General features: G+C 44.6%; 20 protein-coding genes. 11 read left to right on the top strand and 9 right to left on the bottom strand.

Annotated elements, in window-relative coordinates; genetic code table 11:
• Nucleotides 1-6: 6 nt before the first annotated feature.
• On the bottom strand, nt 7-1,080 hold the full coding sequence (locus AB4Z08_RS04580; protein WP_441572574.1) for a PepSY-associated TM helix domain-containing protein: 1,074 nt from the start codon (nt 1,078-1,080) through the stop codon (nt 7-9).
• Between the two features lie 633 nt (nt 1,081-1,713).
• Entirely contained in the window at nt 1,714-2,955 is a 1,242-nt protein-coding gene (locus AB4Z08_RS04575) for an aminotransferase class I/II-fold pyridoxal phosphate-dependent enzyme (RefSeq protein WP_441572573.1), read from the bottom strand.
• A gap of 174 nt (nt 2,956-3,129) precedes the next feature.
• Here AB4Z08_RS04575 and pafA point away from each other — a divergent pair, with 174 nt between their 5' ends.
• The 3 genes from pafA to AB4Z08_RS04560 all read left to right on the top strand — a co-directional run bounded on the left by pafA (nt 3,130) and on the right by AB4Z08_RS04560 (nt 6,409).
• On the top strand, nt 3,130-4,797 hold the full coding sequence (pafA, locus tag AB4Z08_RS04570) for an alkaline phosphatase PafA (protein ID WP_441572572.1): 1,668 nt from the start codon (nt 3,130-3,132) through the stop codon (nt 4,795-4,797).
• Between the two features lie 135 nt (nt 4,798-4,932).
• Nucleotides 4,933-5,712: an enoyl-CoA hydratase/isomerase family protein gene (locus tag AB4Z08_RS04565; protein WP_441572571.1), complete on the top strand. Its 780-nt coding sequence runs from the start codon at nt 4,933-4,935 to the stop codon at nt 5,710-5,712.
• A 145-nt stretch (nt 5,713-5,857) separates the two neighbouring features.
• Nucleotides 5,858-6,409 (top strand): hypothetical protein, encoded by a 552-nt coding sequence (locus AB4Z08_RS04560; protein WP_441572570.1) that lies wholly within the window; start codon nt 5,858-5,860, stop codon nt 6,407-6,409.
• A gap of 404 nt (nt 6,410-6,813) precedes the next feature.
• On the opposite strand, the gene AB4Z08_RS04555 is transcribed toward AB4Z08_RS04560, so the two are convergent.
• Complete coding sequence (locus AB4Z08_RS04555) at nt 6,814-7,236, bottom strand: hypothetical protein (RefSeq protein ID WP_441572569.1); 423 nt, start codon at nt 7,234-7,236, stop codon at nt 6,814-6,816.
• A gap of 149 nt (nt 7,237-7,385) precedes the next feature.
• Between AB4Z08_RS04555 and AB4Z08_RS04550 the strand changes: the two genes are divergently transcribed.
• The 3 genes from AB4Z08_RS04550 (at nt 7,386) to AB4Z08_RS04540 (ending at nt 10,625) form a co-directional block, all read left to right on the top strand.
• Nucleotides 7,386-8,807, top strand: coding sequence for a tetratricopeptide repeat protein (locus AB4Z08_RS04550; protein ID WP_133808696.1), 1,422 nt, complete (start codon nt 7,386-7,388; stop codon nt 8,805-8,807).
• 180 nt (nt 8,808-8,987) lie between these two features.
• A complete protein-coding gene (locus AB4Z08_RS04545; RefSeq protein WP_441572568.1) occupies nt 8,988-9,752 on the top strand; it encodes a phosphosulfolactate synthase in 765 nt (254 codons plus the stop codon).
• Between the two features lie 141 nt (nt 9,753-9,893).
• Nucleotides 9,894-10,625 carry a shikimate dehydrogenase family protein gene (locus AB4Z08_RS04540; RefSeq protein ID WP_441572567.1) on the top strand — a complete coding sequence of 244 codons (732 nt, stop codon included), beginning with the start codon at nt 9,894-9,896 and terminating at the stop codon, nt 10,623-10,625.
• A gap of 108 nt (nt 10,626-10,733) precedes the next feature.
• Here AB4Z08_RS04540 and AB4Z08_RS04535 read toward each other — a convergent pair whose 3' ends face one another.
• A complete protein-coding gene (locus AB4Z08_RS04535; protein WP_441572566.1) occupies nt 10,734-11,531 on the bottom strand; it encodes a class I SAM-dependent methyltransferase in 798 nt (265 codons plus the stop codon).
• Between the two features lie 161 nt (nt 11,532-11,692).
• Between AB4Z08_RS04535 and truB the strand changes: the two genes are divergently transcribed.
• Entirely contained in the window at nt 11,693-12,388 is a 696-nt protein-coding gene (gene truB, locus AB4Z08_RS04530) for a tRNA pseudouridine(55) synthase TruB (RefSeq protein ID WP_441572565.1), read from the top strand.
• Here the strand turns inward: truB and tamL are convergent.
• Nucleotides 12,369-14,798, bottom strand: a complete 2,430-nt coding sequence (gene tamL, locus AB4Z08_RS04525; protein ID WP_441572831.1) for a translocation and assembly module lipoprotein TamL — start codon at nt 14,796-14,798, stop codon at nt 12,369-12,371. The genes truB and tamL overlap by 20 nt on opposite strands.
• A gap of 102 nt (nt 14,799-14,900) precedes the next feature.
• Here tamL and AB4Z08_RS04520 point away from each other — a divergent pair, with 102 nt between their 5' ends.
• Genes AB4Z08_RS04520 through AB4Z08_RS04510 form a run of 3 tightly spaced genes read left to right on the top strand, consistent with a single transcriptional unit; the run spans nt 14,901 to nt 18,975 of the window.
• Nucleotides 14,901-15,641: a TrmH family RNA methyltransferase gene (locus AB4Z08_RS04520; protein WP_441572564.1), complete on the top strand. Its 741-nt coding sequence runs from the start codon at nt 14,901-14,903 to the stop codon at nt 15,639-15,641.
• A gap of 6 nt (nt 15,642-15,647) precedes the next feature.
• Nucleotides 15,648-16,679 carry a hypothetical protein gene (locus AB4Z08_RS04515; protein ID WP_441572563.1) on the top strand — a complete coding sequence of 344 codons (1,032 nt, stop codon included), beginning with the start codon at nt 15,648-15,650 and terminating at the stop codon, nt 16,677-16,679.
• The gene (locus AB4Z08_RS04510) at nt 16,645-18,975 is read left to right on the top strand and encodes a hypothetical protein (protein WP_441572562.1); all 2,331 of its coding nucleotides are present in this window, start codon (nt 16,645-16,647) and stop codon (nt 18,973-18,975) included. The genes AB4Z08_RS04515 and AB4Z08_RS04510 overlap by 35 nt, the downstream gene beginning before the upstream one ends.
• On the opposite strand, the gene AB4Z08_RS04505 is transcribed toward AB4Z08_RS04510, so the two are convergent.
• A complete protein-coding gene (locus AB4Z08_RS04505) occupies nt 18,976-20,211 on the bottom strand; it encodes an ABC transporter permease (RefSeq protein ID WP_441572561.1) in 1,236 nt (411 codons plus the stop codon). It lies immediately after the preceding gene.
• A gap of 186 nt (nt 20,212-20,397) precedes the next feature.
• On the opposite strand from AB4Z08_RS04505, the gene AB4Z08_RS04500 reads away from it, so the two are divergent.
• Nucleotides 20,398-21,687: a DUF5103 domain-containing protein gene (locus tag AB4Z08_RS04500; RefSeq protein ID WP_441572560.1), complete on the top strand. Its 1,290-nt coding sequence runs from the start codon at nt 20,398-20,400 to the stop codon at nt 21,685-21,687.
• Between the two features lie 65 nt (nt 21,688-21,752).
• Here AB4Z08_RS04500 and AB4Z08_RS04495 read toward each other — a convergent pair whose 3' ends face one another.
• From AB4Z08_RS04495 to glpK, 3 genes are all read right to left on the bottom strand, one after another.
• Nucleotides 21,753-23,063, bottom strand: a complete 1,311-nt coding sequence (locus AB4Z08_RS04495; protein ID WP_441572559.1) for an NAD(P)/FAD-dependent oxidoreductase — start codon at nt 23,061-23,063, stop codon at nt 21,753-21,755.
• Nucleotides 23,064-23,378: 315 nt separating this feature from the next.
• Nucleotides 23,379-24,089: an MIP/aquaporin family protein gene (locus tag AB4Z08_RS04490; RefSeq protein ID WP_441572558.1), complete on the bottom strand. Its 711-nt coding sequence runs from the start codon at nt 24,087-24,089 to the stop codon at nt 23,379-23,381.
• 35 nt (nt 24,090-24,124) lie between these two features.
• Nucleotides 24,125-25,618 (bottom strand): glycerol kinase GlpK, encoded by a 1,494-nt coding sequence (gene glpK / locus AB4Z08_RS04485; RefSeq protein WP_441572557.1) that lies wholly within the window; start codon nt 25,616-25,618, stop codon nt 24,125-24,127.
• Nucleotides 25,619-25,657 lie beyond the last annotated feature (39 nt).

The raw sequence follows: 25,657 nt of genomic DNA, 5'->3' as shown, positions 1-25,657 counted from the left end.
GCTATGTTAAATCCTGTTGTGTACTTTAATAATATATTTTCTGCGATACCAGATGAGGAAACCAGAAACAGACAATACGCCGGGGGTTAAAGCAAGGAGTGAATAAATGATTTTTAATATAATGCCGCCATAGTTACCAAAGTGAAGTGGTGCTATACAGGCGTTGAATTTATCGCCAAAGGAGGCGTTACTGAAATTCACTGTTTTTTTAATGTTGCCGCCGGCATCGATAAATACCGAAGAGGAATACTCACCAAAGAAGGCGGATTCGTGTGCATGTCCCAATATTCTGAGGGGATCGCCGGCTTTTTTGGGTGGGCGTACTCCCATTATTTCGAAGCCGGGTATACTGGCTTTCGCTTTTTCCAGGAGGGGTTCATAATCACCGGCGAAAGGAACGGCTTCAAAGCTGGCTTTGGGATTTTTCCGGGAGTCCAGCACTTTCAGCTCCATCATAAATCCGGTAAGGGAAATCAGCAGATTAAACAGCAGTGCCCATACACCGAGGATGCGGTGCAGGTTCCGCCAGCGCCGGGTGCGGTTATTCCATTCCGGTTTTACCCGGAAAGTCAGCACTTTGACAATGGCGTTCCGGTAAATAAATATGCCGGTGAGAACGGAAAAAAATAGCGCTATTGCCGCAATGAGGACGATCGTGGCCCCTGTTTTACCATTCAGGAGGGTGAAGTGCAGGTATAGCACGTAGCCCGTTAAATGGTCTGTATTGGCGTATTGCTGTAATATTTTGCCGGTATATGGATTCAGGAAGACGTATACCTTATGATCTGCTGCATATTCGGCCCTCAGCACGATGCTTTCATCGGGCGCCTGCGGTAGTCTTACAAAAAAGAGGTAGGGATTACCGGGAAGTGACTGCCGGGCGTCCTGCATGAGCTCCTGTAGTGACCTGGATTGTGTTTCGGGGGTAACGTGGTATGCATTGGCATATTGCGCATGATCTATTTCATCACTGAAAACAAGCATACTGCCGGTAATGCTTAACAGCAGCAGCAGGATGCCGGCTATTAAACCCATGATCCGGTGTATCCGGAAAAACTGTTTACTCCATTGAAGTTTCAATTCCTATCGTTTAATGATCCCTTTATCAGTTGACGGGAGCATTACCCGGACGTGGCGGTCAACGAATGTGCTATAGACGTAGTCCGGCGCCCTGCCTTTACCAGCCATAATGGTTAAAGGCCTGAGTATGTATTGCTTCCGCCGCAAAGTTATCACGCTAATGGTGGGAAGTGCTTACGCAAAAGGGAATTTTTTTGATCATATTGGGAAAAAACAGGCCTTTTTACATTTTAGTGATGTATTACCGCAGTGTTAATCTTTAACAAGCTGTTAACAAAATCCAACGGATGTGTTATAGAATTTGCTGAAATCTCCCCTATTTTTGATAAGTATCAATGAAAAGAAATACTGAATTAAAATAAAACCTATTTTATAAAATATTTGGAATCACTTGGTTATTCCAATTTCTATGAAAACCATTTGTTCTCTACCATGTCCTGATGAAATCTAATGAAAAATTACACCTAGTGAAAGAACGATTTGAAGTAAGGGCTGAGTAAAATCAGCCCTTTTGTTTTTTAGCCCTTTATTGACTTACCTTATTGCTATGACCCCTCTGGCCTTTTCCCATTTTAAATAGAAAAGCCTTCCTGAAGAGCAGGAAGGCTTTTAATATTATGATCGGTGTGACTGTTATACCATTGGGATTTCAGCAACCTGGTAAACTTTTTCATCCAGTTTAGCCTTGGTTTCGCTGAACGCCTGGAGTGTCAGTTCAATATCCTCATAGCTGTGTGCAGCAGTAGGAATCAGGCGGTAAATGATCTGTCCTTTAGGAATAACAGGGTATACCACGATAGAGCAGAAAATGTTATAGTTTTCGCGCAGATCCAGGCACATAGCAGTAGCTTCCGGAATATCGCCCTGCAGGTAAATCGGCGTTACCGGTGAATTGGTTCTGCCAATGTTGAATCCACGTTCTTTCAATCCGTTCTGCAGTTTATTCACATTATCCCACAGTTTCGCTTTCATTTCAGGATGCTGACGCATCAGCTGTACACGTTTCAGGTGTCCGATAACGATAGGTAAAGGAATGGATTTTGCGAAGATCTGTGAGCGCATGTTATAGCGCAGGAAGTTGATGATTTGCTTTTCGCCGCTGATGAAAGCTCCGATAGAAGCACCGGATTTTGCGAAGGTATTGAACAGCAGATCGATTTGATCCTGTACACCTTGCTCTTCGCCGGTACCAGCACCGGTTTTACCCATTGTGCCGAAGCCGTGCGCATCATCTACGAGTAAACGGAACTCATATTTAGATTTAAAAGAGGCAATTTCTTTCAGTTTACCCTGGTCACCGGCCATACCAAATACGCCTTCTGTTACCACGAGTATACCGCCGCCCTGGGTTTTAGCCAGTTCAGTTGCACGCTTCATCTGTTTGTCGAAATCTTCCATATCGTTATGTTTGAACACATAACGTTTGCCGGGATGCAGGCGTAAACCATCCAGGATACTGGCGTGGCATTCTGCATCATATACAATTACATCTCTGCGGCCCACAATGGCGTCAATAGCGCTCATGATACCCTGGTAGCCGTAGTTTAATAAAGTAGTCGCTTCTTTGCCCATGTAGTCGGACAATTCGTTTTCCAGCTGCTCATGATAGTTAGTGTTACCACTCATCATACGCGCTCCCATTGGAGACGCCATTCCGTAGTCGGCGGCAGCCTGAGCGTCGGTAGCACGCACTTCCGGGTGGTTGGCTAAACCCAGATAGTTGTTAAGGCTCCAGACAATTTTTTCATTGCCCCGGAAATTCATGCGGGGGCCTATTTCTCCTTCCAGTTTAGGAAATGCGAAATAGCCATGGGCTCTGTCTGAATGTTCCCCGATAGGGCCCAGATGTTTCAGCAGTTTCTCGAAAATATCCATACGATATATTATGTAATGGTTAATTCATTCCATTTAAAATGGACACAAAGGTATTAAAATATTACTTTTTGTAAACTTGGTTTACATTTGGCGCGTCTCCGAAAACAAATTATTTGCTAAGCAGCAACGCCTTATGTCGTTGTATTACAGTGATTTTTAAATATTTACGATCTGATGAAATTTACACATTTCCTGACAGCGGCCCTCCTGTTGTCCGCAACAGCTACCAGGGCGCAAAAAGCGACCTCTCCCAAACCTTTTAATCATCTTGCTGCTTCCAAAACCACCAAAATGTCTGCCAGACCTAAGCTGGTAGTGGGCGTGGTGGTAGACCAGATGCGCTGGGATTACCTTTACCGCTATGGCAACCGCTATGGTGCGGGAGGATTTAAAAGATTGCTGCAGGAAGGCTTTTCCTGTGAAAATACCCTGATCAACTATACCCCTACTATAACGGCCTGTGGCCATACCTGCGTATACACCGGCTCTGTTCCTGCTATCCATGGTATTATCGGCAACACGTGGTACAGTCCCGAACTGGGCCGCACCATGTATTGCGCCGAAGATACAACTGTTAGCACAGTTGGCAGCAATTCTGCTGCAGGTAAAATGAGTCCGCGCAATATGCTGGTCACTACCATCGGTGATGAACTCCGGATATCCAATCATTTTCAGAGCAAGGTAGTAGGTGTAGCAATCAAAGACCGTGGCGCCATTTTGCCCGCCGGACACAGTGCCAACGCGGCTTTCTGGTATGATGGCAGCACTGGTAACTGGGTGAGCAGCAGCTATTATATGAAAGAATTGCCGGTATGGGCACAGGAATTTAATAAACAGCAATTCCCACAGCAATATCTCAGTAAACCTTGGACTACCCTGTACCCGGTATCTACTTATACCCTCAGTACAGCAGACGAAAAAGCTTATGAAGGCAAGTATAAAAATGCCACAAATACTTCGTTCCCGCATAACCTGAGTGATATTTCCAATTCCGCTATTTCTGCTTCTCCCTTTGGTAATACCATGACCCTGGAATTTGCTAAAAAGGCCCTGGAAGCCTATGATATGGGTAAAGGTAATGTCACTGATTTTCTGGCGGTAAGTCTTTCTTCTACGGATTATGTAGGTCATCAGTTTGGACCTAATTCTATAGAAATTGAAGATACTTATCTGCGCCTGGACCAGGATCTGGCCACGCTTTTTAAATACCTGGATGCTAAGGTAGGCAAGGGACAATATCTCTTTTTTATTACCGCAGATCATGGGGTAGCACATGTACCAGGTTTTATGGAAGAAAACAAACTGCCTGGGGGTACCTGGGATGAGCCGGCTGCCATAAAGGATCTCAACGACCTGGTGGCTGCCAAGTTTGGTGTAAAAGGAGCAATAAAAGGATCTGATAACTACCAGTTGTGGCTGGATCATGATGGCATTGCGCAGGCAGGGAAAAGTGAAGCCGATATCCGGCAGCTGATCATTGCCCGTTTGCTGAAATCACCGGCTATCGCCAAAGTTTTTCCCATCGAAAACCTGATGACGACTACTTTACCGGAGCCAATGCGTACGATGCTTTCTAACGGTTTTAACACCAAAAGAAGTGGTGATATCCAGGTGATATTAACCCCTGGCTATATTGATGGCGGTAAAACCGGTACTACACACGGTTTATGGTATCCTTATGACGCACATATTCCGCTGGTATGGATGGGTTGGGGTATTCATCCCGGCAAAACCAACCGTACCGTTGGTATGACAGATATTACACCTACATTGGCTGCATTATTACATATTCAGATGCCCAGTGGTAATGTAGGGCAGGTAATACAGGAGATTACCCATTAAATTTTTTTTGCTTAGATTGCCATAAGGAAAATTACGAATTACGAATTATGAATTACGGAGTGGTGAGAAGATCAGGTTCTTGTCCCTCTCCCGGTAATCACTAATTCGTAATTCGTAATTCGTAATTCTTCAATTATGGCTTTTTCTTTTTTACAATATACTGTAGCGGATCGTATTGCTACCATCGCCTTAAATCGTCCTGAAAAGCGTAATGCGCTGAATGGCCAACTGGTAGCGGAGTTACGGGAAGCCTTCCGGGCTGCGGAAGCAGATGAGGCGGTGAAAGTGATCATTTTGAAGGGAAATGGCGAAGCATTTTGTGCTGGCGCCGACCTGGAGTACTTGCAGCAACTACAAAAAAATACCTATGAAGAAAATCTCACTGATTCCCGGGAACTGATGCAGTTATTCCGGGAGATTTACGACCTTGATAAGATTGTAATTGCCCAGGTGGAAGGGCACGCGATTGCCGGGGGCTGCGGGTTAGTTACCCTTTGCGACCTGAGTTACGCCGTACCGGAAGCTTTGCTCGGCTATACCGAAGTAAAGATTGGGTTTATTCCTGCGCTGGTGGCCATTTTTCTGGTTCGTAAAATAGGAGAGGGCAGGTCCCGCGAATTATTGCTGACCGGGAAACTGGTAACGGCAGAAAAAGCGGCTACGGATGGCCTGATCACTGCGGTGGTACCTGCAGCAGAAATTAATACCTATGTAGCTAAAGTGGCTGGCAGCCTGTGTAAGGAGGCCTCCGCGAACTCACTGAAAGTAACCAAAAAACTGATTGGCACAGTGTTGGACTTACCGTTAGCGGAAGGGTTGCTGCATGCGTCAGCATTGAATGCAGAAACCCGTGGACACGATGACTGTAAACGCGGCATCGCCGCTTTTTTAAATAAAGAAAAGTTTACCTGGTAGTTAGTTTACCAACCATAACTATACCGCCATTCAACTAATACACCACACTATGTCATACCGGTTGTTATTAACTTTTATCTTGGCATGTTGCGCGGGCTCATTGCTGGCGCAGCGTACTGTTTCAGATGCTAAAATTATTTACAAAATGGAGCTGCCGCCAGAGCAGCTGCAAATGGATGCCATGCTGGAAGGCAGCACCTTTACCCAATACATGCGTGGGCCACTGAGCAGGATAGATATGAATTTCAATATCGTTCATTATACCTATCTCATTAACAGCAAAACGGAAACTATGACCACGCTGATTGATCAGCATGGCAATAAATACCTGATCCGGGCTGGTAAAGATCAGTACAACAAGGACCTGAAACAATATGAAAATATTCAGTTTAAGGATCAGTCAGACACCAAGGAGATTGCAGGGTATACCTGCAGAAAAGCGATTGGCACCATGCCGGATGGCCAGACTTTCGAGGTATTTTATGCCACTGACCTGATACCGGAAAACAAGCAATATAACCGTCGTTTTGTGAATTTGAAGGGTATTCCCCTGGAGTTTGAAATTTTGACCAAAACCGGTGCTAAAACGCGCGTAATTGCCACCAAAGTAGATTTGTTCCCAATTCCTGCTTCTTATTTTGATGTGCCTAAAACAGGCTATAAAGAGGTAAGTCAGGAAGAGTTGAAGAATATGTAGTTTTTTTGTCTTTCTTCAGGATTATACTGATTTAGATGATTTTCCAGCATTTTTTACTTGATTTTATAGGATTTAAAAAGATTAGCGAAGATAGATGAGGGACATCCACATTGATCTTCGCTAATCTTTTTAAATCCAGGAAAACAACGTCCTGGAAATGGATCAAGTTGAAAACCAGGGGATAGCGTAAAATCATTGTAGTCAACATTGTCTTTTCACTATGTTGACTATATTGATCCTATGCTTGAAACAGGCTGTGGATATATAGTAGCACTGCAGCAGAGGTGGACTTGAGGTGGACTTGATGCAGGGATGGCAAACATCTGACCCAAAAAAAGAGCCGGTTAAAAAGCTGTATAACTTTTTAACCGGCCCATATTGTAATTGAAGAAACGTAAAGTTTATTACCCTTTCTTGAGTGGCAGAATAATCTGCAATTTCTGAAAGTTCATGTTTCCGGGTGGTTGTGATTGCACCTGGACGTTAGAAGGAACAATATAAGTAACGTTACCCTTAGTATAGGTCATGACCGCTTTAAGGTTGATCACGTTATTAGTACTACTATTGACATTGTTGGTATTAAACTTAAAGTCTGAGCTGAAAGTACCGGAGTAGCGGTAAGCTGCATCCAGGCTCAGGTTGGTTTTAGGCATAGCAGTATTCAACACAAAGTGTTGGCTGTCAGCCGTTTTTTTCGACTTGTCTTTTTCGTTATCGGAGGGCAAAAAGCTATTATTCGCCAGGGCATTGAGAGCAAAAAACGCCATAGCGCCCGCCAACAAGCAAGACAATGAAAAAGTGCGTGATATGTATGTTTTCGCTTTCATTGTAACACAAATGTACAAACTTTTTGATATATTAAATAACATATTCTTAACGCAAGATACGATTAAATCACAAGGAAATGTTAAAAAATATTTAAAAGGTCATTTTTACCCCATATTTGGGCATAAATAAAAGTACTATATTTACAGTAATGAGTAAAGACTTTTCCTTTTTAAACGAAGATTTTGATGATCTGAGAGACTTGTTGCAGCAGTTTGAAAATCTCAGGGCTGGTAAGTCTCATTCTTTTTTGGACGAAGATTCATTTGAACAGATCATAGACTATTATGACGAGCATGACGAAATGCCGATCGCATTGCAGGCCGCAGAAATAGCCATCGAACAATTCCCTTATTCCTCCACATTACTACTTAAAAAGGCCAACTTACTGATAGAAACCAAAAAGTACAAGGAAGCATTGGATTTGCTGGAGAAAGCAGAAGTACTGGACCGCACTGACATTAATCTTTATATACTGCAGACAGATGTTTACCTGGCGCTGAATCAGCATCAGAAAGCAGCTAGTGTGCTGGAAGAACAGATAGAGCAGTTTTCCGGAGAAGACAGGACGGAGCTATTGCTGGAACTGGCCGATGTATATGATGACTGGGAGGAATTTGAAAAAGTATTTGATTGCCTGAAAATGGCACTGGAATATGATCCCAACAGTGAGGAAGCCTTGCATAAGATCTGCTTCTGGACAGAGTTTACTGGTCGCAATGAAGAAAGTATCCGTTTGCACAATGCTATTATAGATGAGCATCCCTTTAACCAGCTGGCCTGGTTTAACCTGGGTACTGCTTTTCAGGGACTGAAGTTATACGAGAAGGCCATAGATGCTTACCAGTATGCGGTAGCAATTGATGAAAAATTCGATTATGCGTACCGGAATATGGGCGATGCGTATATCCGCCTGCGTAAGTATGCCGAAGCCATTGAAGTGCTCCAGAAACACCTGGAAATAGCGAAACCGGAGGATGTTATCTATGAAGCTATCGGGCATTGTTACGAAAGACAGCGCAAATTTACCCAGGCCCGCTATTATTACAGGAAGGCATCGCATCTGAGTCCGAGTGATGATAAGCTGTATTATAAGATTGCGGTGGCTTATATGATGGAAGCCAACTGGGAAAATGCCGCCAAATCGTTGCTGAGTGCACTTAAAATAAACAAAACCAACGCGGAATATAATATGAGCCTGGGTGAATGCTACCTGGAGCTGGGAAAAAACAAAGACGCACTGGTTCATTTTATGAATGCGGTACGTACCCGGCCCAAGAGCGCAGTTACCTGGCAGGAGCTGTTAAAAGGGTTGTATGTTTCCGGTTTCCTGGAAGAAGCCCTGGTACAGCTGTCAATAGCGGAGGAAAAGGCAGGCCGTAAGCCCATATTTATCTACTACCGGGCAGCCATCCTGATCGCTATGGGGAAAACCAAAGAGGGTTTGTTGCATCTGGAAACAGCTTTGCAGCAGGCGCCAAAAATTGTCAAAAAGCTCGTAGAGCTTGACCCTGCTGTATTACAGCATGTGAGTGTGGTGGATCTGATTGCGCAATACCGCCGCAAACGTTAACCAATGTTATTTACTTTAATAAAATAAAGTATACTTCTTATTTTTGCGCCGGCTTTTAATTGTCATGGACAAAAGTCAACAGTATTTCCGGTTACTAAAATTGCATCTACGCTATCCCGAAGTGCCTGGCGAAAATTAGTATGTGTTTTACTGACCAATAAGAAGATAAAAATATTTCAAATGAATTTTAATCTGACACAAATCCCGGAAAGGACAAAGAAGCCCCGTACACATGGCTTAACCATGGTAATGGATAAGGGCCTTAGTTTGGAAGAAGCACGAAATTTTTTATCGGCAGCAGGTCCTCATATTGATATCCTGAAACTGGGTTTTGGCACTGCGTATGTTACGCCCAACCTGCGCGCAAAAATTGAACTTTACCAGGCAGCAAACATCCCTGTATACTTTGGCGGAACCCTGTTTGAAGCCTTTGTTATCCGTAATCAGTTTGAGGAGTACATTAAGGTAGTAAAGGATTACGGCATCAGCTACATGGAAGTTTCTGATGGTTCTATCACTATCCCGCATGCTGAAAAATGCGGTTATATTGAGAAACTCGCTAAAATCGGGTTGGTACTGAGTGAAGTAGGATCTAAAGATGCTGAACACATCATCCCTCCCTATAAGTGGATTGAGCTGATGAGCGCTGAACTGGCAGCCGGTGCTACCTATGTGATCGCCGAAGCCCGTGAAAGCGGTAACGTTGGTATTTATCGCGGTAGCGGTGAAGTACGCGAAGGTCTGGTACAGGAAATCCTGACACAGATACCCGCTGAAAAAATTATCTGGGAAGCACCACAAAAAGCCCAACAGCTTTACTTCCTGGAACTCGTAGGATGTAATGCCAACCTGGGCAACCTGGCGCCTAATGAAGTTATTTCCCTGGAAGCTATGCGTATTGGCTTAAGAGGAGATACGTTTAACCTGTTTTTAGATAGAGAATAGTTTTTTAATAATTACGAATTACGGAATTACGAATTACGGATTTGTGGGAAGATATAAGTGACTGATCATGTCAGGTCTACTATCTACCCACAAATCCGTAATTCGTAATTCCGTAATTCGTAATTTTCAATTATCGGCTTCATGAAGATTTACGGACTTATTGGCTATCCGCTTAGCCACTCTTTTTCAAAAGGGTTCTTTAAAGAAAAATTTGAAAAGGAACAGATCACTGGCTGTCAGTATGAAAACTTCCCGATACCCGGTATCTCCGAATTCACGACCCTGCTGGAGCAACATCCGCAACTCAGCGGATTAAATGTTACTATTCCCTACAAAGAAGTAGTCATCCCTTTCCTGGATGAACTCAGCAAAGCGGCGGCACAAATAGGCGCCGTTAACTGTATTCATTTTAAAGACGGGAAGAAAACAGGGTATAATACAGATGTAATCGGGTTTACAAAATCATTGCAGCCATTACTGCAATCCCATCATACCAGTGCCCTGGTGCTGGGTACCGGTGGTGCCGCCAAAGCAATTATGTATGCACTGGAGCAACTGGGTATTACCTATACTGTAGTAAGCCGTCAGCCGGTTAACGGAGCGATAGCTTATGACGCACTGGACCAGGCGACCGTTGCAGCCCATACCGTTATTGTCAATACTACCCCTTTAGGCATGTATCCCAAAGTAGATACGTTTCCTGAAATACCTTATCAATACCTTACCTCCAGGCACCTGTTGTATGACCTGGTGTATAATCCGGCAGAAACAGCCTTTTTACAAAAAGGCGCTGCACAAGGAGCTACCACTAAAAATGGACATGAAATGCTGATCCTGCAGGCGGAAGCATCGTGGGAGATATGGAGTAGATAAGCTTTTAGCCATTAGCTTTTAGCTTTTAGCAAAATGCAGCGGAGATAAACATATATATTATGTTCTCCGCTGCATTTTGCTAAAAGCTAATGGCTAAAAGCTAAAAAGCTATTCCGGCTTAATCATATAGTACATGCAGGTAGTCACAAAATTCCTGAAGAAGGGAATGGCTGCAATGGGCTTCCACTGCACTCTTGCGCTTACACCGAATTTATATTTATAGATGGGATTGATCAGATAAAATCTGCGTTGGGTAATTTTATAGTGCTGGCGTTTTACGATGCGCTCAAAGCGTTCTATAGAAATGCCGGTCGACTTCACATCCATCAGATCCACCACTACATCATCACCTTCACCAAACAACCGCAATACTCCTTTGTATAAGGGTCTTGGCAGCAAGTGAATATAAGGCACCATGCTGAGGAATTTGTTGGCGCAGATCTGCTGATGGCCTCCATGTGGCATATACCACGGTGGAAATCCAAAATATACCTGTCCCCGGGGGGTGAGTAATTGCTTCAGATGCCCGATGATTTTTTCCTGGTCAGGAATATGTTCGATGGCATCTTTCAAAATAATTACATCAAAAGAATGCTGGAATTCTCCCAGGAAGTCAAGATCATAGATGTTTTTGGCGATCAGCTTTAATTGTCCGCCATCCAGGTATTGTTGAAGGAAATTCTTAGCCAGTTCGATACGGTCAGGTGCAAGATCCACGCCCACACAGTTGCAACCCTTTTCCAGGAACGGGATCAGCACTCCGCCTTCTCCACATCCTACCTCCATTACCCGCAGGCCTTCCAGTTTCGGAAATTCCTGCTGTATGAATGGCAGTACGTAGTCGCGCGAATTGTCGACCTGTTGCTTGTGCCGTAGTGTTGCGTCTAAATGATGTTCTAATGCCATGTATTTGAAAATTGCGTGAATTTAATGAAAAGCCGTTAGCTTTTAGCCATTAGCTTTTAGCTTTTAGCAAATGCAGCGGAGAACATAATATATGTTTATCTCCGCTGCATTTGCTAAAAGCTAAAAGCTAATGGCTAAAAGCTATTTATTATCTTTGCGCCATGCAAACAAACGAAAATATTAATTACCAGGAAGGAGCCGTGATATTGATCAACAAGCCATTAACATGGACTTCCTTCGATGTAGTGCGTAAGATAAGGAATACCACCAAAGCAAAAATAGGTCACGCCGGCACGCTGGACCCATTGGCTACCGGACTGCTGATTTGCTGCACCGGGAAAATGACAAAGAAAATTAATGAATACCAGGCACAGGAGAAGGAATATACCGGTACTTTCACATTAGGAGCGACCACTCCAACTTTTGACAAAGAATCCGAGCCTGAAAATTTTAAAGACATCAGTCATCTTGATGAAGCCGCTATAATGGCTGCCACCCAGCCTTTTATCGGAGAAATCATGCAGTTACCTCCCATTCACTCCGCCATTAAACAAAATGGTAAGCCTATTTATCTGCTGGCCAGGAAAGGGGTAGATGTAAAAGTGGAACCACGTAAATTAACTATTTCGGAATTTGAGATCACCAAAATTGACTTACCGGAAATACATTTCAGGGTAGTGTGCAGCACAGGTACGTATATACGTTCACTGGCGAATGACTATGGTGCTACACTGGGTTGTGGTGCTTATCTGAGCGGTCTTTGCAGAACACGTATCGGTAATTTCAAATTGTCGGATGCTACTGACATGGCTGATTTCATCGCAGCCAACACTGGTCCTAAAACGGATAACCAATAGCGATATTCCAGATAATATTATCACGCCGCCATCTACCGTCTTTCAAATCCCATTGGCTCAGATACCAGCCATTTTTATTGCCGGTAAAGTAAGGTACTTTCAATGGGATACCCCAATCCAGACGGATGAGGAAGAAAGAGAAATCCAACCGCAGACCCGCGCCCGTTCCTATCGCCAGATCATGATATAACTGGCCGAACTGGAACTCGGAACCGGGTCTGGAGGGATCGCTCCGGATCATCCAGATATTACCCATGTCCAGGAAGGTAGCTCCTTTGAGGTTGATAGTACCTCCAAACATTCTTAACAGATCGAAACGGTATTCCATATTGCCTTCCAGCTTCATATCACCAGTTTGATCAGGGAATGTTTGTGAGCTGGGAGAGTCATCCTTGTAGGAGCCGGGGCCCAGTGTACGTAAGCGCCAGGCGCGGATACTGTTGGGGCCACCGGAAGTAAACTGTCTTACATAAGGTAACACCTGTGAATAACTGTACGGGATGCCTATACCGGCATAAGCCCGGGTAGCAAGACCGCTGTGCAGCCCCAGTTTCCAGTAGTGACGGTAATCTGCTTCTATCTTTACAAAATTGGAAATATTAACATTGGTCAGTGTTTCCAGGTTGGTTTTATGTCCGCTGACACTGTTCATCAGGCTGTTGATGCCGCTCAGCCAAAGTCCGGACTCTTCTATGTTTATCCGGAAGTAGCTGTAGTGGCGCTGATGGAGCAAGTCCTGGTTACTATAGATGTAAGAAACACTTTCTCCACCAATCAGTGCCGGTTCAAAACTGCGCCTCAGGTAAGGATTCTTATTGACCACACTGTCGCGGAATATAGGATCCAGGCTTACTCCCACATAGTTCAGGGTGATGGGGCGGATGATCCAGCGCTTATACAGTGACTCGTTCCAATCATAGCCGTACGAGGCATTGATACTGGTAACATCAAACTTTTCTACACGTGACAGGTAATTAGCGCCCAGTGTTAACCGGGTTTTTACATTGGACCTGGCGGATTGTTTGATATTAAATGGAAGTGCAAAACGTGGCCAGGTAAGGCCTATTTCTCCGCCAAACTGTTTGGATTGCAGGTCCCATCCGGATTTCTGACGTATCAGTTCAATACCGGTATTCAGGCTCATACCCAGTTGAGTAGCGGTATTATTCAGATTGATGTGGCGGTAGTTCAGGGTGATACCGGATCCCAGCGTATAGTCGGAACTGTTACTTAACTCAAAGCTGAGTCCCAGCTCCTGTTTGCGGCGTGGTGTCAGGAACACATAAGCATCCAGTGTTTTAACAGAATCTTTCCGCTCTTTGTACTGGAGTGTAACAAATTGCCAGATGCCGATGTCGTATAATTTATTGACCGTATTGGTATACTGTTGCAGGGAATAAGTTTCTCCCGGTCTTAGTAATATAGATTTAGAAAGAATTTTGGGCTTCAGTATCTCCTGGTGATAACGAATGTTGATATACTTGCGGTTATCATGTTTCAGGGTGCTGTCGTTTGGATTGCCATTCAGTGAAAAGTCGGGGTAGGCATAAATCTTACCGATATGATATGGTTGCCAGGTGCCGATACTATCTTCCGGATTTTTGATATGGATTTCCACGTCCATGGTCAGCTTATCCCGTCCTTTGTTTTCGTTGAAGATATTCACGAGTCCTTCAAAAGGGTTGAGGGTGTTGCGGAACAGGGATTTATTCAACGTATCCACACTATATTCTATCGCATCGCGATTAAACTGATAGTAGCCGGCATCTTTGATCAGCCGGGTTAACCTTTCCCTTTCGCTGCCAAGGGTCGCCGATTTAAATACCACGCCTTTTTGTACCAGGGATAATTTTTCATTGGCTTTTACAATGTTTAAAATCGCAGTATCGGGTATGACGTAGGTAATTTTATCTATGACGAAGTTTTTGCCGGTATTTACCTGGTAGGTAACACTGGTTTTCTTACGTTTGGTTTTAGCCTCATAGTTTACCGTAGCATAAAAGAAACCCTGGTTATGGAGGTAGCTGCTCATGCGTTCCACCGACTCTTTGGATTTGGTGGAATCATATATTACGGGTTCTTCGAGGTTCCGTTTTGACAGGACCAGGTTCCAGAACCAGTTTGATTTTTTCTCGTTATACTTCTGGTTATAGAGCCAGACTTTTATGCGGGTGGTCAGTAATTTTTTGTTGGGTTGCTGTGTCATCAGCGATTTCGAAGAGAGGGAGCTACGGAGATCCTGTTTTTCGGAGTTGAGTACTTCTCCCTGTACATCTACTTTACTGCTGGTGTATAATGTTTGATCCTTTTGAAGGTATTTAGTGTTGGAACATGCCGCCAACGTGAATATGACAGCCAATAGCAGCAATTGTTTCAGCAGTAAAATTCTGGATTTGGGAAGCAGCTGCATCACGGGCGAAAACGTTATTAGTAATTTTTAAAGCCATTCCTGACGAACCGGATACCATGCCTCTTCTTGGCTGATTAAAAGAAATCGTGTAGGTTTGGCCCCATGTTGTCAAAGGCGCAAATTAAATATATTCAATCATTACAGCACAAAAAAAACAGGCAAAAATCCAGCCAGTATGTGGCAGAGGGTGACAAGATCGTGCAGGAGCTGCTACAGGCGGGCATGCCCGTGAAAGGAGTATTTGCAACAGCCGATTGGCTGGAGCAGCATACGGCCTTGCTGGACAGGTTGCCTGCGGGTGCAGTGGCAGAAGTGGATGCAACAGTACTGAAACAATTGTCTTCCCTCACCACGCCCAACAGGGCAATGGCTTTGCTGGATATGCCGGCAGTGGCCAATCCGCTTCCTGCAGCAGGTACTGTAGCGCTGGCGCTGGAAGCCATACAGGATCCTGGTAATATGGGAACGCTGATTCGTATCGCCGACTGGTTTGGTATACCACAGATTATTTGTTCCCCGGATTGTGTGGATGTATATAATCCTAAAACCATACAAGCTACCATGGGTAGTATTATCCGGGTACGTATAGCCGAATACGATATAAAGGAGTTGTTGCAGCAAACTAAACTTTCTTCCTATGCAGCTACCCTGCAGGGTAAGAATATCGCCAATTTTCCGGCCATGAAAGAAGGTATTATCCTGATTGGTAATGAAGGAAGGGGGTTAACGGAAGAAGTAATAGCACTGGCTACCCACCGGATCACCATTCCCCGTCTCGGTGGCGCCGAATCATTAAATGCTGCAGTGGCAGCAGGAATTATCTGTGGCAGGTTGCTTATTTAAAATATCATGATACCCCGTATACTGTTTATAAGTTTGTTTGTGTTAACTGCTGCCTGTAATCATCCTGTACAGCGAAAGGTAACGCCTGCCTTTTACTACTGGAAACAAACCTGGAATGGGAACGTCAAAGAGCAGGGATATGTGCAGCAGCTGCCGGCAAAGCGCTTATACATTAAGTTATTTGATGTGGACGTAGACGAGGTGACGAAAGCACCTGTACCGGTAGCCATTTTCAGACAATCGGCTCCCTTGCCCGCCAATGTGGACATTGTGCCGGTGGTATTCCTGATGAATGAAGTATGGGCGCATCCGGATACGGCACTTGCCGGCAAAGTAGCAAAACTGATGGCGGAGTTATGCGATCGTACACCAGGCATGCATATCCCGGAGATACAGCTGGATTGCGACTGGACAGAGCGCAGCCGGGATGCCTACTTCTCCTTTATAAAACAAATCAAACAAACACCTTTCTTTCAGCAGCGGTGTATATCGGCCACCATCCGTATGTACCAGGTGAAATATGCGGTACGTACAGGGATTCCACCGGTAGACAAAGGTCTGCTGATGTGTTACAATATGGGCGACCTCCGTAAGCCGGGCGCACATAATTCTATCCTGGACCCGGAGGTGATGGAGTCTTACCTGGGAGAGCATCGGGTTGCCAGATATCCCTTACCTTTGGACATTGCGTTACCCCTTTTCGAATGGAGTGTTTTATTCCGTAATGATATCGGGTATGCAGGGATCTTAAGGAATGTTGGAGAAACGGAATTGCAAAATGCGGCCCTTTTTGCCCCAGGTCCGCCCCATCTGTACACCGTACAACAGGATACACTACTGAATGGCTATCCATTAAAGAAAGGAAATGTTATCCGGCGGGAAACTATCGATCCTTTAACGCTGGAATCTTCCGCAAAGCTGGTAGCAAAACAGCTACCCACAAAAGATCCGGTTATTATATTTTATCATCTTGATTCGCTGACGCTTCAAAATTATCCATTGGATGAACTACAGAAAATTATTCGTTTTTTTAATTAGCTTTTGCGCTGTTTTCTTTGGTAATGTGATCTACACCTTATCGTGTGGCCCCTCGCCAGATCCTTACGATTATTATATCTCCTTTTACAGTCCTTATTCAAAAGGAGGAGGATATGAACCATTTTATTATACTTCACTGAGCAGTTTTTATGGTGATCCTACGCCTTCTGAGGAAACGGCTAACGTGGGCGACTGGCAAAATTATACTGGCAGTAAGGTAACGGCGAAGGATATACGGGAATGTATTTATACTTATAAGCTGGAGCAGTTGTCGGCGATTGCTACCGGTAGTAATGTGTTACCGGATAGTGTAAAACAAAATTCTTTTGCGCAGTTTTTATTGAAAGATAAAAACCGGGAAGCTGCCCGTTATTTATTATTTGCCAAAACCTGCGAACCGGTTGTTATCAACGCTGACCCATGGTCTGTGCCCGACAGAAATAATGGTTTGCTGGGAGATCTGTATACGGAAGGTGAAGGATTGTATAATAAAACCGCGGATAAAGATATCCGTGAACGTTATGCTTTTCAGTTGATCCGCCTGCAGCATTACCGTAAAGATTACCGGGATGCCATTACTTCTTTCGATAAATTTTTTGAAGGGAAAGATAATTCCTCGTTGGTCTATTTCAAAGCGTTGGCCCTGAAAGCGGGAGCCTTATTGCGTTTAAAGGATTCTGTGCAGAGTGCGTATTTATTTTCGCGCGTATTTGAAAAAGCACCGTCCCTGCGCACTTCCTGTTTCACCAGCTTAATGTGGACCAACACCAGCAATAACCAGGTGTATCCGTTGTGTAAAGACAATCACGAAAAGGCCATTGTAGCCGCCATTTACGGGTTTGCCAACTCTGAACCGGATGTTGCCGCCCTGCGCAATGTATACGGCTTTGATCCTGCTTCTCCTGCATTAAATATATTGCTGGCCAGGGAAATTAATAAGCTGGAAGATGCATACTTCAGCCCGTATCTGAGCGAAGGGCAGTCAGTTGGATTAATCAGCATGCATGACTACTCTACGGAAGAAAAAAAGAAAATGACCACGCGGTTAAGCGCGCTGCAAACCGTTATAGATAGCTTCGTGAATAAGGGTAAATTAAAAGATATGGACCTGTGGCGGGTTTCATCTGCCTATATTTCCTATATCCGTAAAGACTACCCGGCTGCAAAGACCCGGTTGGAAGAAGTGAAAACAAAAGACGGAGAAGTAAAAGATCAGTGGGAAATTGTTAACCTGCTGGTAAATATCAACCAACAGAAAACAATAGATAGCGCCTTCGAATCACGTTTGCTGGCTTCTTTTAAATGGCTGGATGCTAAAACACCTCCGGAAAAAAATCACCGTGACGACTGGTGGAGTATGCCGGACAAAACTTACTTTTTTAAGAAAACCTATCGCAACCTGTTATTTGCCATCCTGGCTCCCCGCTATCATCAGCAGGGAGACGTGCTGAAAGAAGCACTGATCAGGGGACGCTGCGATTCGTTGCAGATAAACGATTATTTTGTTTCTGGTCAGACTGCGATATCCCAGGTGAGTGATGATATGAAGTCTGCGGAACTGATCCGGCTGAATGATTTTCTGCATCAACCAGTGAAAACGCCGTATGAGTCTTACCTGGCGGGTTTCTTCCCCAAGCACCTGAATATGAACAGGATCATTGGAGAAAGCTATGTGCGGGTGCATGATTTCAGCAATGCGCGTGACTGGTTTAAAAAAATACCGGCTGCAGCGCAGGCCACTTCCTACCAGGTATTCCGGGAACAACTGCAGGACTTTGGAGAAGATACCGCTGAACTGGGCTATACTAAAGGCATTACACAACAACAGTTTTGTGATCGCATGGTGCAGTTGCAGGAAAAAATGAAAACAGCACCGGTGTCACCCAAAGTATATTACGATTATGCGTCGGCGTTATTCAGCATCTCTTATTATGGAAGAACATGGTATTTCGTGAAAGATTACCGTCCCTCTACGCAGTGGTATACGACCAGGTGTGATAAAGACCCGTTTGAAAAACAGTATTTTGGTTGCTATGGAGCAGAAACCTACTACTTAAAAGCAGCGCAGGCCAGTACGGACAAGGAGTTCAGGGCCCGGTGTGCATTTATGGCGGCGCGTTGTTCACAGAAGCATACTGCTGAAAATGAGGACAGCGATAAATATATTTCTGCGTTGATACATAACCGTTATTTCCCTTTACTGACAGGTAGTTTTGTGCAAACCAGTTTTTACCACCAGGTATATGGCCAATGCAGTTACCTGCGCGATTATGTAAAAAGTACCCGTAAGAAATAACTACTTAAACTGTATGGCTTTTACCGGCGTTATGCGCTTGATGATTAAAGACGGGAGCAGCAATATCAAAGTACAAATCAGGAAGGTGCCTAAGTTAATCAGCAGGATATCTACCCAATGTATAGAGATGGCTGCTACCGACATATAGTACGATTCTTCCGGTAATTTGAATATGCCGGTGCTTTGTTGGAGGAAAGCGATGCCCAACCCAAAGAAATCGCCGATCAGGATACCCAGTATCACGATATAAGCGGCCTGGAAAACAAACACCTGTTGAATATTCCAGTTGCGCATTCCCAGTGCTTTGGCAATGCCTATCATGTTGGTACGTTCCAGGATCAGGATGAGTATGGCGGTGATCATGTTGATGATGGCCACTATGGTCATGATGATGATGATGATCAATTCGTTCTGGTTCTGTAGTTGTAACCAGTCGAAGATGTTGGGATAAATATCCCGTACGGTGCGGGTAAACAGCTGGTCTGACAACAGGTTCCTGTCCATATACCTGGCGGTGGTATCCATCTTGCGGTAATCGTTGAGCGTTATTTCGTAACCGCCTACCTGTGTGGGTTCCCAGTCGTTCATTTTACGAACCAGGTTCAGATCACCGATTACATATGTTTTATCGTATTCTTCTATACCTGTTTTAAATATGCCCGTCACCGTTAGCTTGCGGGCTCTGGGAGGTAATCCGCCACCCTGAATAAAATAGATAATGGCTTTGTCATTTACTTTCAGCTGGAGCTGTGTAGCCATGTATTCAGAGATCATGATTTCGGGTGAATAGGCAGAGTCGTTAAACTGCAGGAGGTTGCCCGATTGGAGGAAACGCCTTAGCTGTGGCCAGTCGTAGCCCTTATCTACCCCTTTAAAAATGACGCCGTCTATTTCCTTTTCTGATTTGATGATAGCGGACTTGGTGGCGTAATTGCTGATCGTTTTAATGCCAGGCGCCAGTTTAATACTGTCTAGCAGGCTGTTTCTGCCAGTGAAAGGAATTTCTTCTGTCAGTGGTCCGGCATTGGGCTGGTATTCGTTGACATGGATATGGCCCCAGAAGCTGAATATCTTTTCCTGGATCACTTGTTGGAACCCGTTTACCAATGCTGTTGCCAGTATCATTACCGCTACGCTCACCGCGGTGGCGGCTACTGCTATATTGATGATGAACTTGGAGAAAGTGGATCCCTTATTGAAAGCAATCCTTCTGGCAATAAAAAATGATAAACGCATGGAACAAATATATAGGGAAAAGCGGAAAGCGTAAAGCAGAAAGCAAAAAGCTATTGTAGCGGGCGATGGCAGGGCCTAAATTGTTTTATCTTCGCTGAGATCATTCGTTACAATAGCTTTTTGCTTTTTGCCTTCAGCTTTTCGCTTTCCATTAATAGTCGTACCTTAAATAATCAATTACCTCGTATGCGTACAGCAGCATTTTTCATAATAGCCATTGCTTCCTGTTTGTTCAGCAATAACATAGCAGCACAGGTAGATGCTATTACTCCGGACCATGTATACTACAACAACATCAGATCTGTAAAATTCAGCCAGTCCGGTGATCCGCTTAGTATGCCGATGTATACTATTGGTACGGGAGAAAAGCTGGAACTATCTTTTGATGACATGGATAATGATGTAAAAAACTATTATTATTCCTTTGTGCTTTGTAATGCAGATTGGACACCGGCACCGGTGAATCAGTTTGATTACATGCGGGGCTTCTCCGAAACGAGAATACTGAACTATAAGTTATCCAGTGTATCGCTGGCGCGCTATACTCACTACAGTGTGCAGCTGCCAGGCACCAACAGTTATCCGGTGAAATCGGGCAACTACCTGTTGAAGATTTACCTGGACAGCGATACCTCTCAACTGGCATTTACCCGCCGTATGTTTGTAGTGGAAAATAAAGCCGGTATATCGGGGTTTATACAAAGTCCGATTGCGCCGAAGCTATTCCGTACTTATCAGAAGATCAATTTCGAAGTAAATACTGGCTCTTTAAATATTCAGAATCCATTTGATCAGATAAAGGTGGTGATATTGCAGAACTATCGTTGGGATAATGCGCTTACTACCCTCAAGCCTCAGTTTATCAATGGCAACGTATTAAAGTATAATGCGGAGCAGGATTGTGTGGTGCCTGCAGGAAAGGAATTCCGGTGGATAGATTTACGCAGTTTCCGTTTGCAAACGGAGCGTGTGCAGCGATCCGAGTATCATAATAACAGCACCGATGTATTCGCGGTGCCTGATCACGAAAGGGCAGATAAAGTATACCAGTTTATTAAAGATATTAACGGTAAATATTACCCAGCTACACTGGATGATTATGATCCTAATTTTGAGGGGGATTATGCGTCCGTGCATTTCTCCTTTGTAGCACCAGAGCCATATGCAGGCTACGATATGTATATATACGGGGAGCTCACCAACTACGAATGTAATAAAAACAGCAAGCTGACTTATAATGGCGCCAGCCGGGCCTATGAGGGTACGCTTTTCCTAAAGCAGGGCTACTATAATTACATTTATGGATTGGTAGATAAAACACAGCCCAATGCGAAATTCAGTACAGAGCTGACAGAAGGTAATTACTGGGAAACGGAGAATAATTATACTATCCTGTTGTATTACCGGGCATTGGGCGGCCGATCTGATGAACTGGTATCCTCTATCACATTGAATTCTATTCTTAACAGAAAATAGTACTGATAATGATATAATAAAAAAGGGAGATGATTATATCATCTCCCTTTTTTATTATATCATTATCAGTTGATGCTCTGTCTTAGTTTTACAATATTGGCAGCACCGCGTTTGATGATGATGCGGGTACCTCTTTCATAAGTAAAGTAGCGGTAAAACCAGTTAATGAATACCACCAGTTTATTTCTGAATCCCAATAGGCTCATGAGATGCACTATCATCCATGCTATCCAGGCAAGGTAACCGCTCATGCGCATGCCGGCAAATTCGGCTACGGCTCTGTTGCGGCCAATGGTGGCCATACTGCCAAGATCCTTGTAGTTAAAGCCTTTCATGGGTTTGTGGTTCAGAGACAGCCGTAAGTTATTCGCTACATTTTTACCTTGTTGTATTGCCACCTGCGCTACCATCGGATAACCTTTAGGGAAGCGGGGATCGTTGGTCATTTGTGCAATGTCGCCAATGGCGTACACATTTGTAAAGCCTTTTACCTGGTTCAGTTCATTTACAATTATCCGGCCGTTGGGAAGTATAATATCAGCAGGGATTCCTTTTACAGGAATGCCTTTTACGCCGGCAGACCAAAGGAGAGATTGTGTTTGTATCACTTCTCCGGTGCTGAGGGTAACCGTTTTTCCGTCATATTCTTTTACGCCGGTATTGGTCATTACACGTACGCCTATGTCCTGTAAGGCTTCCAGCGTTTTTTGAGATGTTATTTCACTGAAGGAAGCGAGTAATTTAGGGCCTGCTTCAATGAGGTATACATTCATTAATGACTGGGGCAAGGTGGGGTAGTCTTTGGGCATAATGTATTTGCGTAGTTCCGCAAAAGCGCCCGCCAGTTCCACACCGGTAGGACCGCCACCCACCATTACAAAATTGAGTTTGGGTTTGATTTCTTCCGGATTTTGCAGCAGCAGGCTTTCCTCAAATTGTTTTACAACGTAGTTCCTGATCTGTACTGCTTCAATCAGCGATTTCATACCAATCGCATTATCTTCTATATCCTTGTTGCCAAAGAAGTTGGTATTGCTACCGGTAGCGAAAACGAGGTAATCGTAGTGTATTTCACCGATACCTGTTTCCAGTATATTTTCTTCTGCGCGTAAGCCGGTTACTTCTGCCATGCGGAAAACCAGGTTTTGTTGTTTCTGGAATATACCGCGTAATGGAAAAGCGATACTATCTGGTTCCAGTCCGGCAGTAGATACCTGGTATAGCAGGGGCTGAAAAAGGTGGTAGTTATTTCTGTCCAGTAACACTACCTGAACAGGTACGTGTTTAAGCTGTTTGGCCAAGTTTACGCCGCCGAATCCACCGCCTACAATAACGATTCGCGGTTGCTTTGTGTCCGGTATGTTGGGCTGAATCATAATTCGTCAATTTATAATTACGATGATATGGTATTTAACCGGTGGTCCGCAACTTGTGGGCAAACGGTGTACCATCGTTAAATATTCTCAAAGTTACGAAACTTTCAGAAAAAAATGAAAGTTATTCTTTTTTGTCTTGCCCAGGATTATACTGATGTAGATGATTTTCCCGATTTTATGCAGGATTAAAAAAGATTAGCGAAGATGGATGTGGATATCCACACCATCTTCGCTAATCTTTTTCATTTTATAAAATCAAAAAAGTAAAATCGGGAAAATCATCTACATCAGTATAATCCTGACCACGATAAAAAACTATTGCAGGCAGTATTTATAAATAAAAGCCGCTGCTGCAGCACCTGCCAGCGGTCCCAATATAGGGATCCAGGCGTAACCCCAGTCGCTGTCACGTTTTCCTGAAATAGGCAGGAGGTAGTGCATTATTCTGGGGCCCAGGTCACGGGCAGGGTTGATAGCATAACCGGTAGGGCCACCGAGCGACAAGCCAATGGAGAGCACCACGAAGGCTACCGGTAGTGCATCCAGGGAGCCTATACCTACAGTAGGGCCGGTAATGAAGCAGATGGCCAGTATGAATACCATGGTGGCCAGAAATTCCGTGAGGAAGTTGTATTTAGGGTTTCGGATAGCCGGAATGGTACAGAACACGCCGAGTTTGGTATTGGCATCGGGTGTTTCATCGAAATGTTTTTTGTAGCAAAGCCATACCAGCAGGGCGCCCAGCATGGCACCGGCCAATTGAGCGGCTACATAACCGGGTACTTTTTCCCAGGGGAATTTTCCCTGCAAAGCTGCTGAAAATGTAACAGCCGGATTGAGGTGGGCGCCACTGTATTTGGCTGTAGCATATACGCCAATAAATACGGCCATTGCCCAGCCCATGGTGATTACCATCCAGCCACCCTGGTTACCTTTGGATTTGTTGAGTATAACGCTTGCTACCACACCATCTCCCAGTACAATGATAAATGCGGTTCCTAGAACTTCTGCTAAATAAGGTGACATAAGTTGAACGAGGTATTAAGTAACGTGGAAAAATGTTATTCTTCAGTCCAGGCCTGTGCTGCCCTGATGGCGCGTTTCCAGTCGCTGCATAATCTTTTGCTTTCAGCATCCTCCATAGTAGCATCAAAGGTGGCATCTATCTTCCATTGCTTCGCGATGGTTTCAATGCTATCCCAGTAGCCAACAGCGAGTCCTGCAAGGTAAGCAGCGCCCAGGGCAGTAGTTTCGGTAATAACAGGGCGTACAACACGGAGATGGGTGATATCTGCCTGGAATTGCATGAGCAGGTTATTTTTGGTAGCGCCGCCATCTACGCGTATTTCGGTGATGGGCATGCCTGCATCTGCTTCCATAGCCTTCAGCACATCCATAGTTTGAAAGGCGATACTATCCAATGCTGCGCGGGCAATGTGTGCAGCGGTAGAGCCCCTGGTGAGTCCTACCATGGTGCCACGCGCGTGTTGATTCCAGTAAGGTGCACCCAAACCGGCAAATGCAGGTACCAGGTATACACCATCGCTGTGAGGCACGGTGGCAGCCAGTTTTTCCACATCGGCAGAATGGCGGATAATGCCCAGTCCATCGCGGAGCCATTGTACAACGGCGCCACCGATAAAGATGCTGCCTTCCAGTGCATAGCTGGTTTTACCATTGATTTGCCAGGCAACGGTGGTAAGCAGGTTGTTTTTGGAAGGAATGGGTTTGTCGCCGGTATTCAACACCATAAAACAACCGGTGCCATAGGTATTTTTGATCATACCGGGTTGTGTGCACAACTGTCCGAACAGGGCCGCCTGCTGATCTCCGGCAATACCGGCAATAGGAATGCGATAGGGGGTGAGATTGGCTTCTGAGTATCCGTATACTTCGCTGGATTGTTTTACTTCCGGCAACATCGCAGCAGGAATATCAAAGAGTGCTAATAATTCCGGATCCCATTTCATGTCGTGGATATTAAACAACAATGTGCGGGAGGCATTACTCACATCGGTAATGTGGAGTTTGCCATTGGAGAAATTCCATACCAGCCAGCTGTCTACCGTACCAAATGCGAGTTCGCCGTTTTCTGCTCTTTTACGGGCATCGGGTATGTTGTCCAGCAGCCATTTAATTTTGGTGCCGGAGAAGTAAGCATCCAGGCGCAAGCCTGTTTTATCTTTTATAAGTTGTTCTTTTCCTTCTTTGATTAATGAATCGCAATAGGCGGCAGTGCGGCGATCCTGCCATACGATGGCGTTATGAATAGGTTTGCCGGTTTTTTTATCCCAAACAATGGTGGTTTCGCGTTGATTGGTGATGCCAATGGCGGCGATATCTTCACCGGTAACCCTTGCTTTCAGTATGACTTCAGCGGCTACGCTGGCTTGTGAAGTCCATATTTCCATCGCATCGTGTTCCACCCATCCCGGTTGTGGAAATATTTGTTTGAATTCTTTCTGGGCAACGGCTTTGATGCTGCCATCGTGATCAAAAATAATAGCGCGGGAACTGGTGGTGCCCTGGTCCAGCGAAAGGATATATTTTCCCATTGGGTTCTCTGTTTATTGCGTGTTGGGTGTACGTGGATA

Origin of the sequence: Chitinophaga sp. RAB17 (assembly GCF_052114225.1) — a bacterium.
GTDB lineage: Bacteria > Bacteroidota > Bacteroidia > Chitinophagales > Chitinophagaceae > Chitinophaga.
The sequence above is the reverse complement of the archived record's forward strand: the minus strand, read 5'-3'. Positions and strand labels throughout refer to the sequence as shown.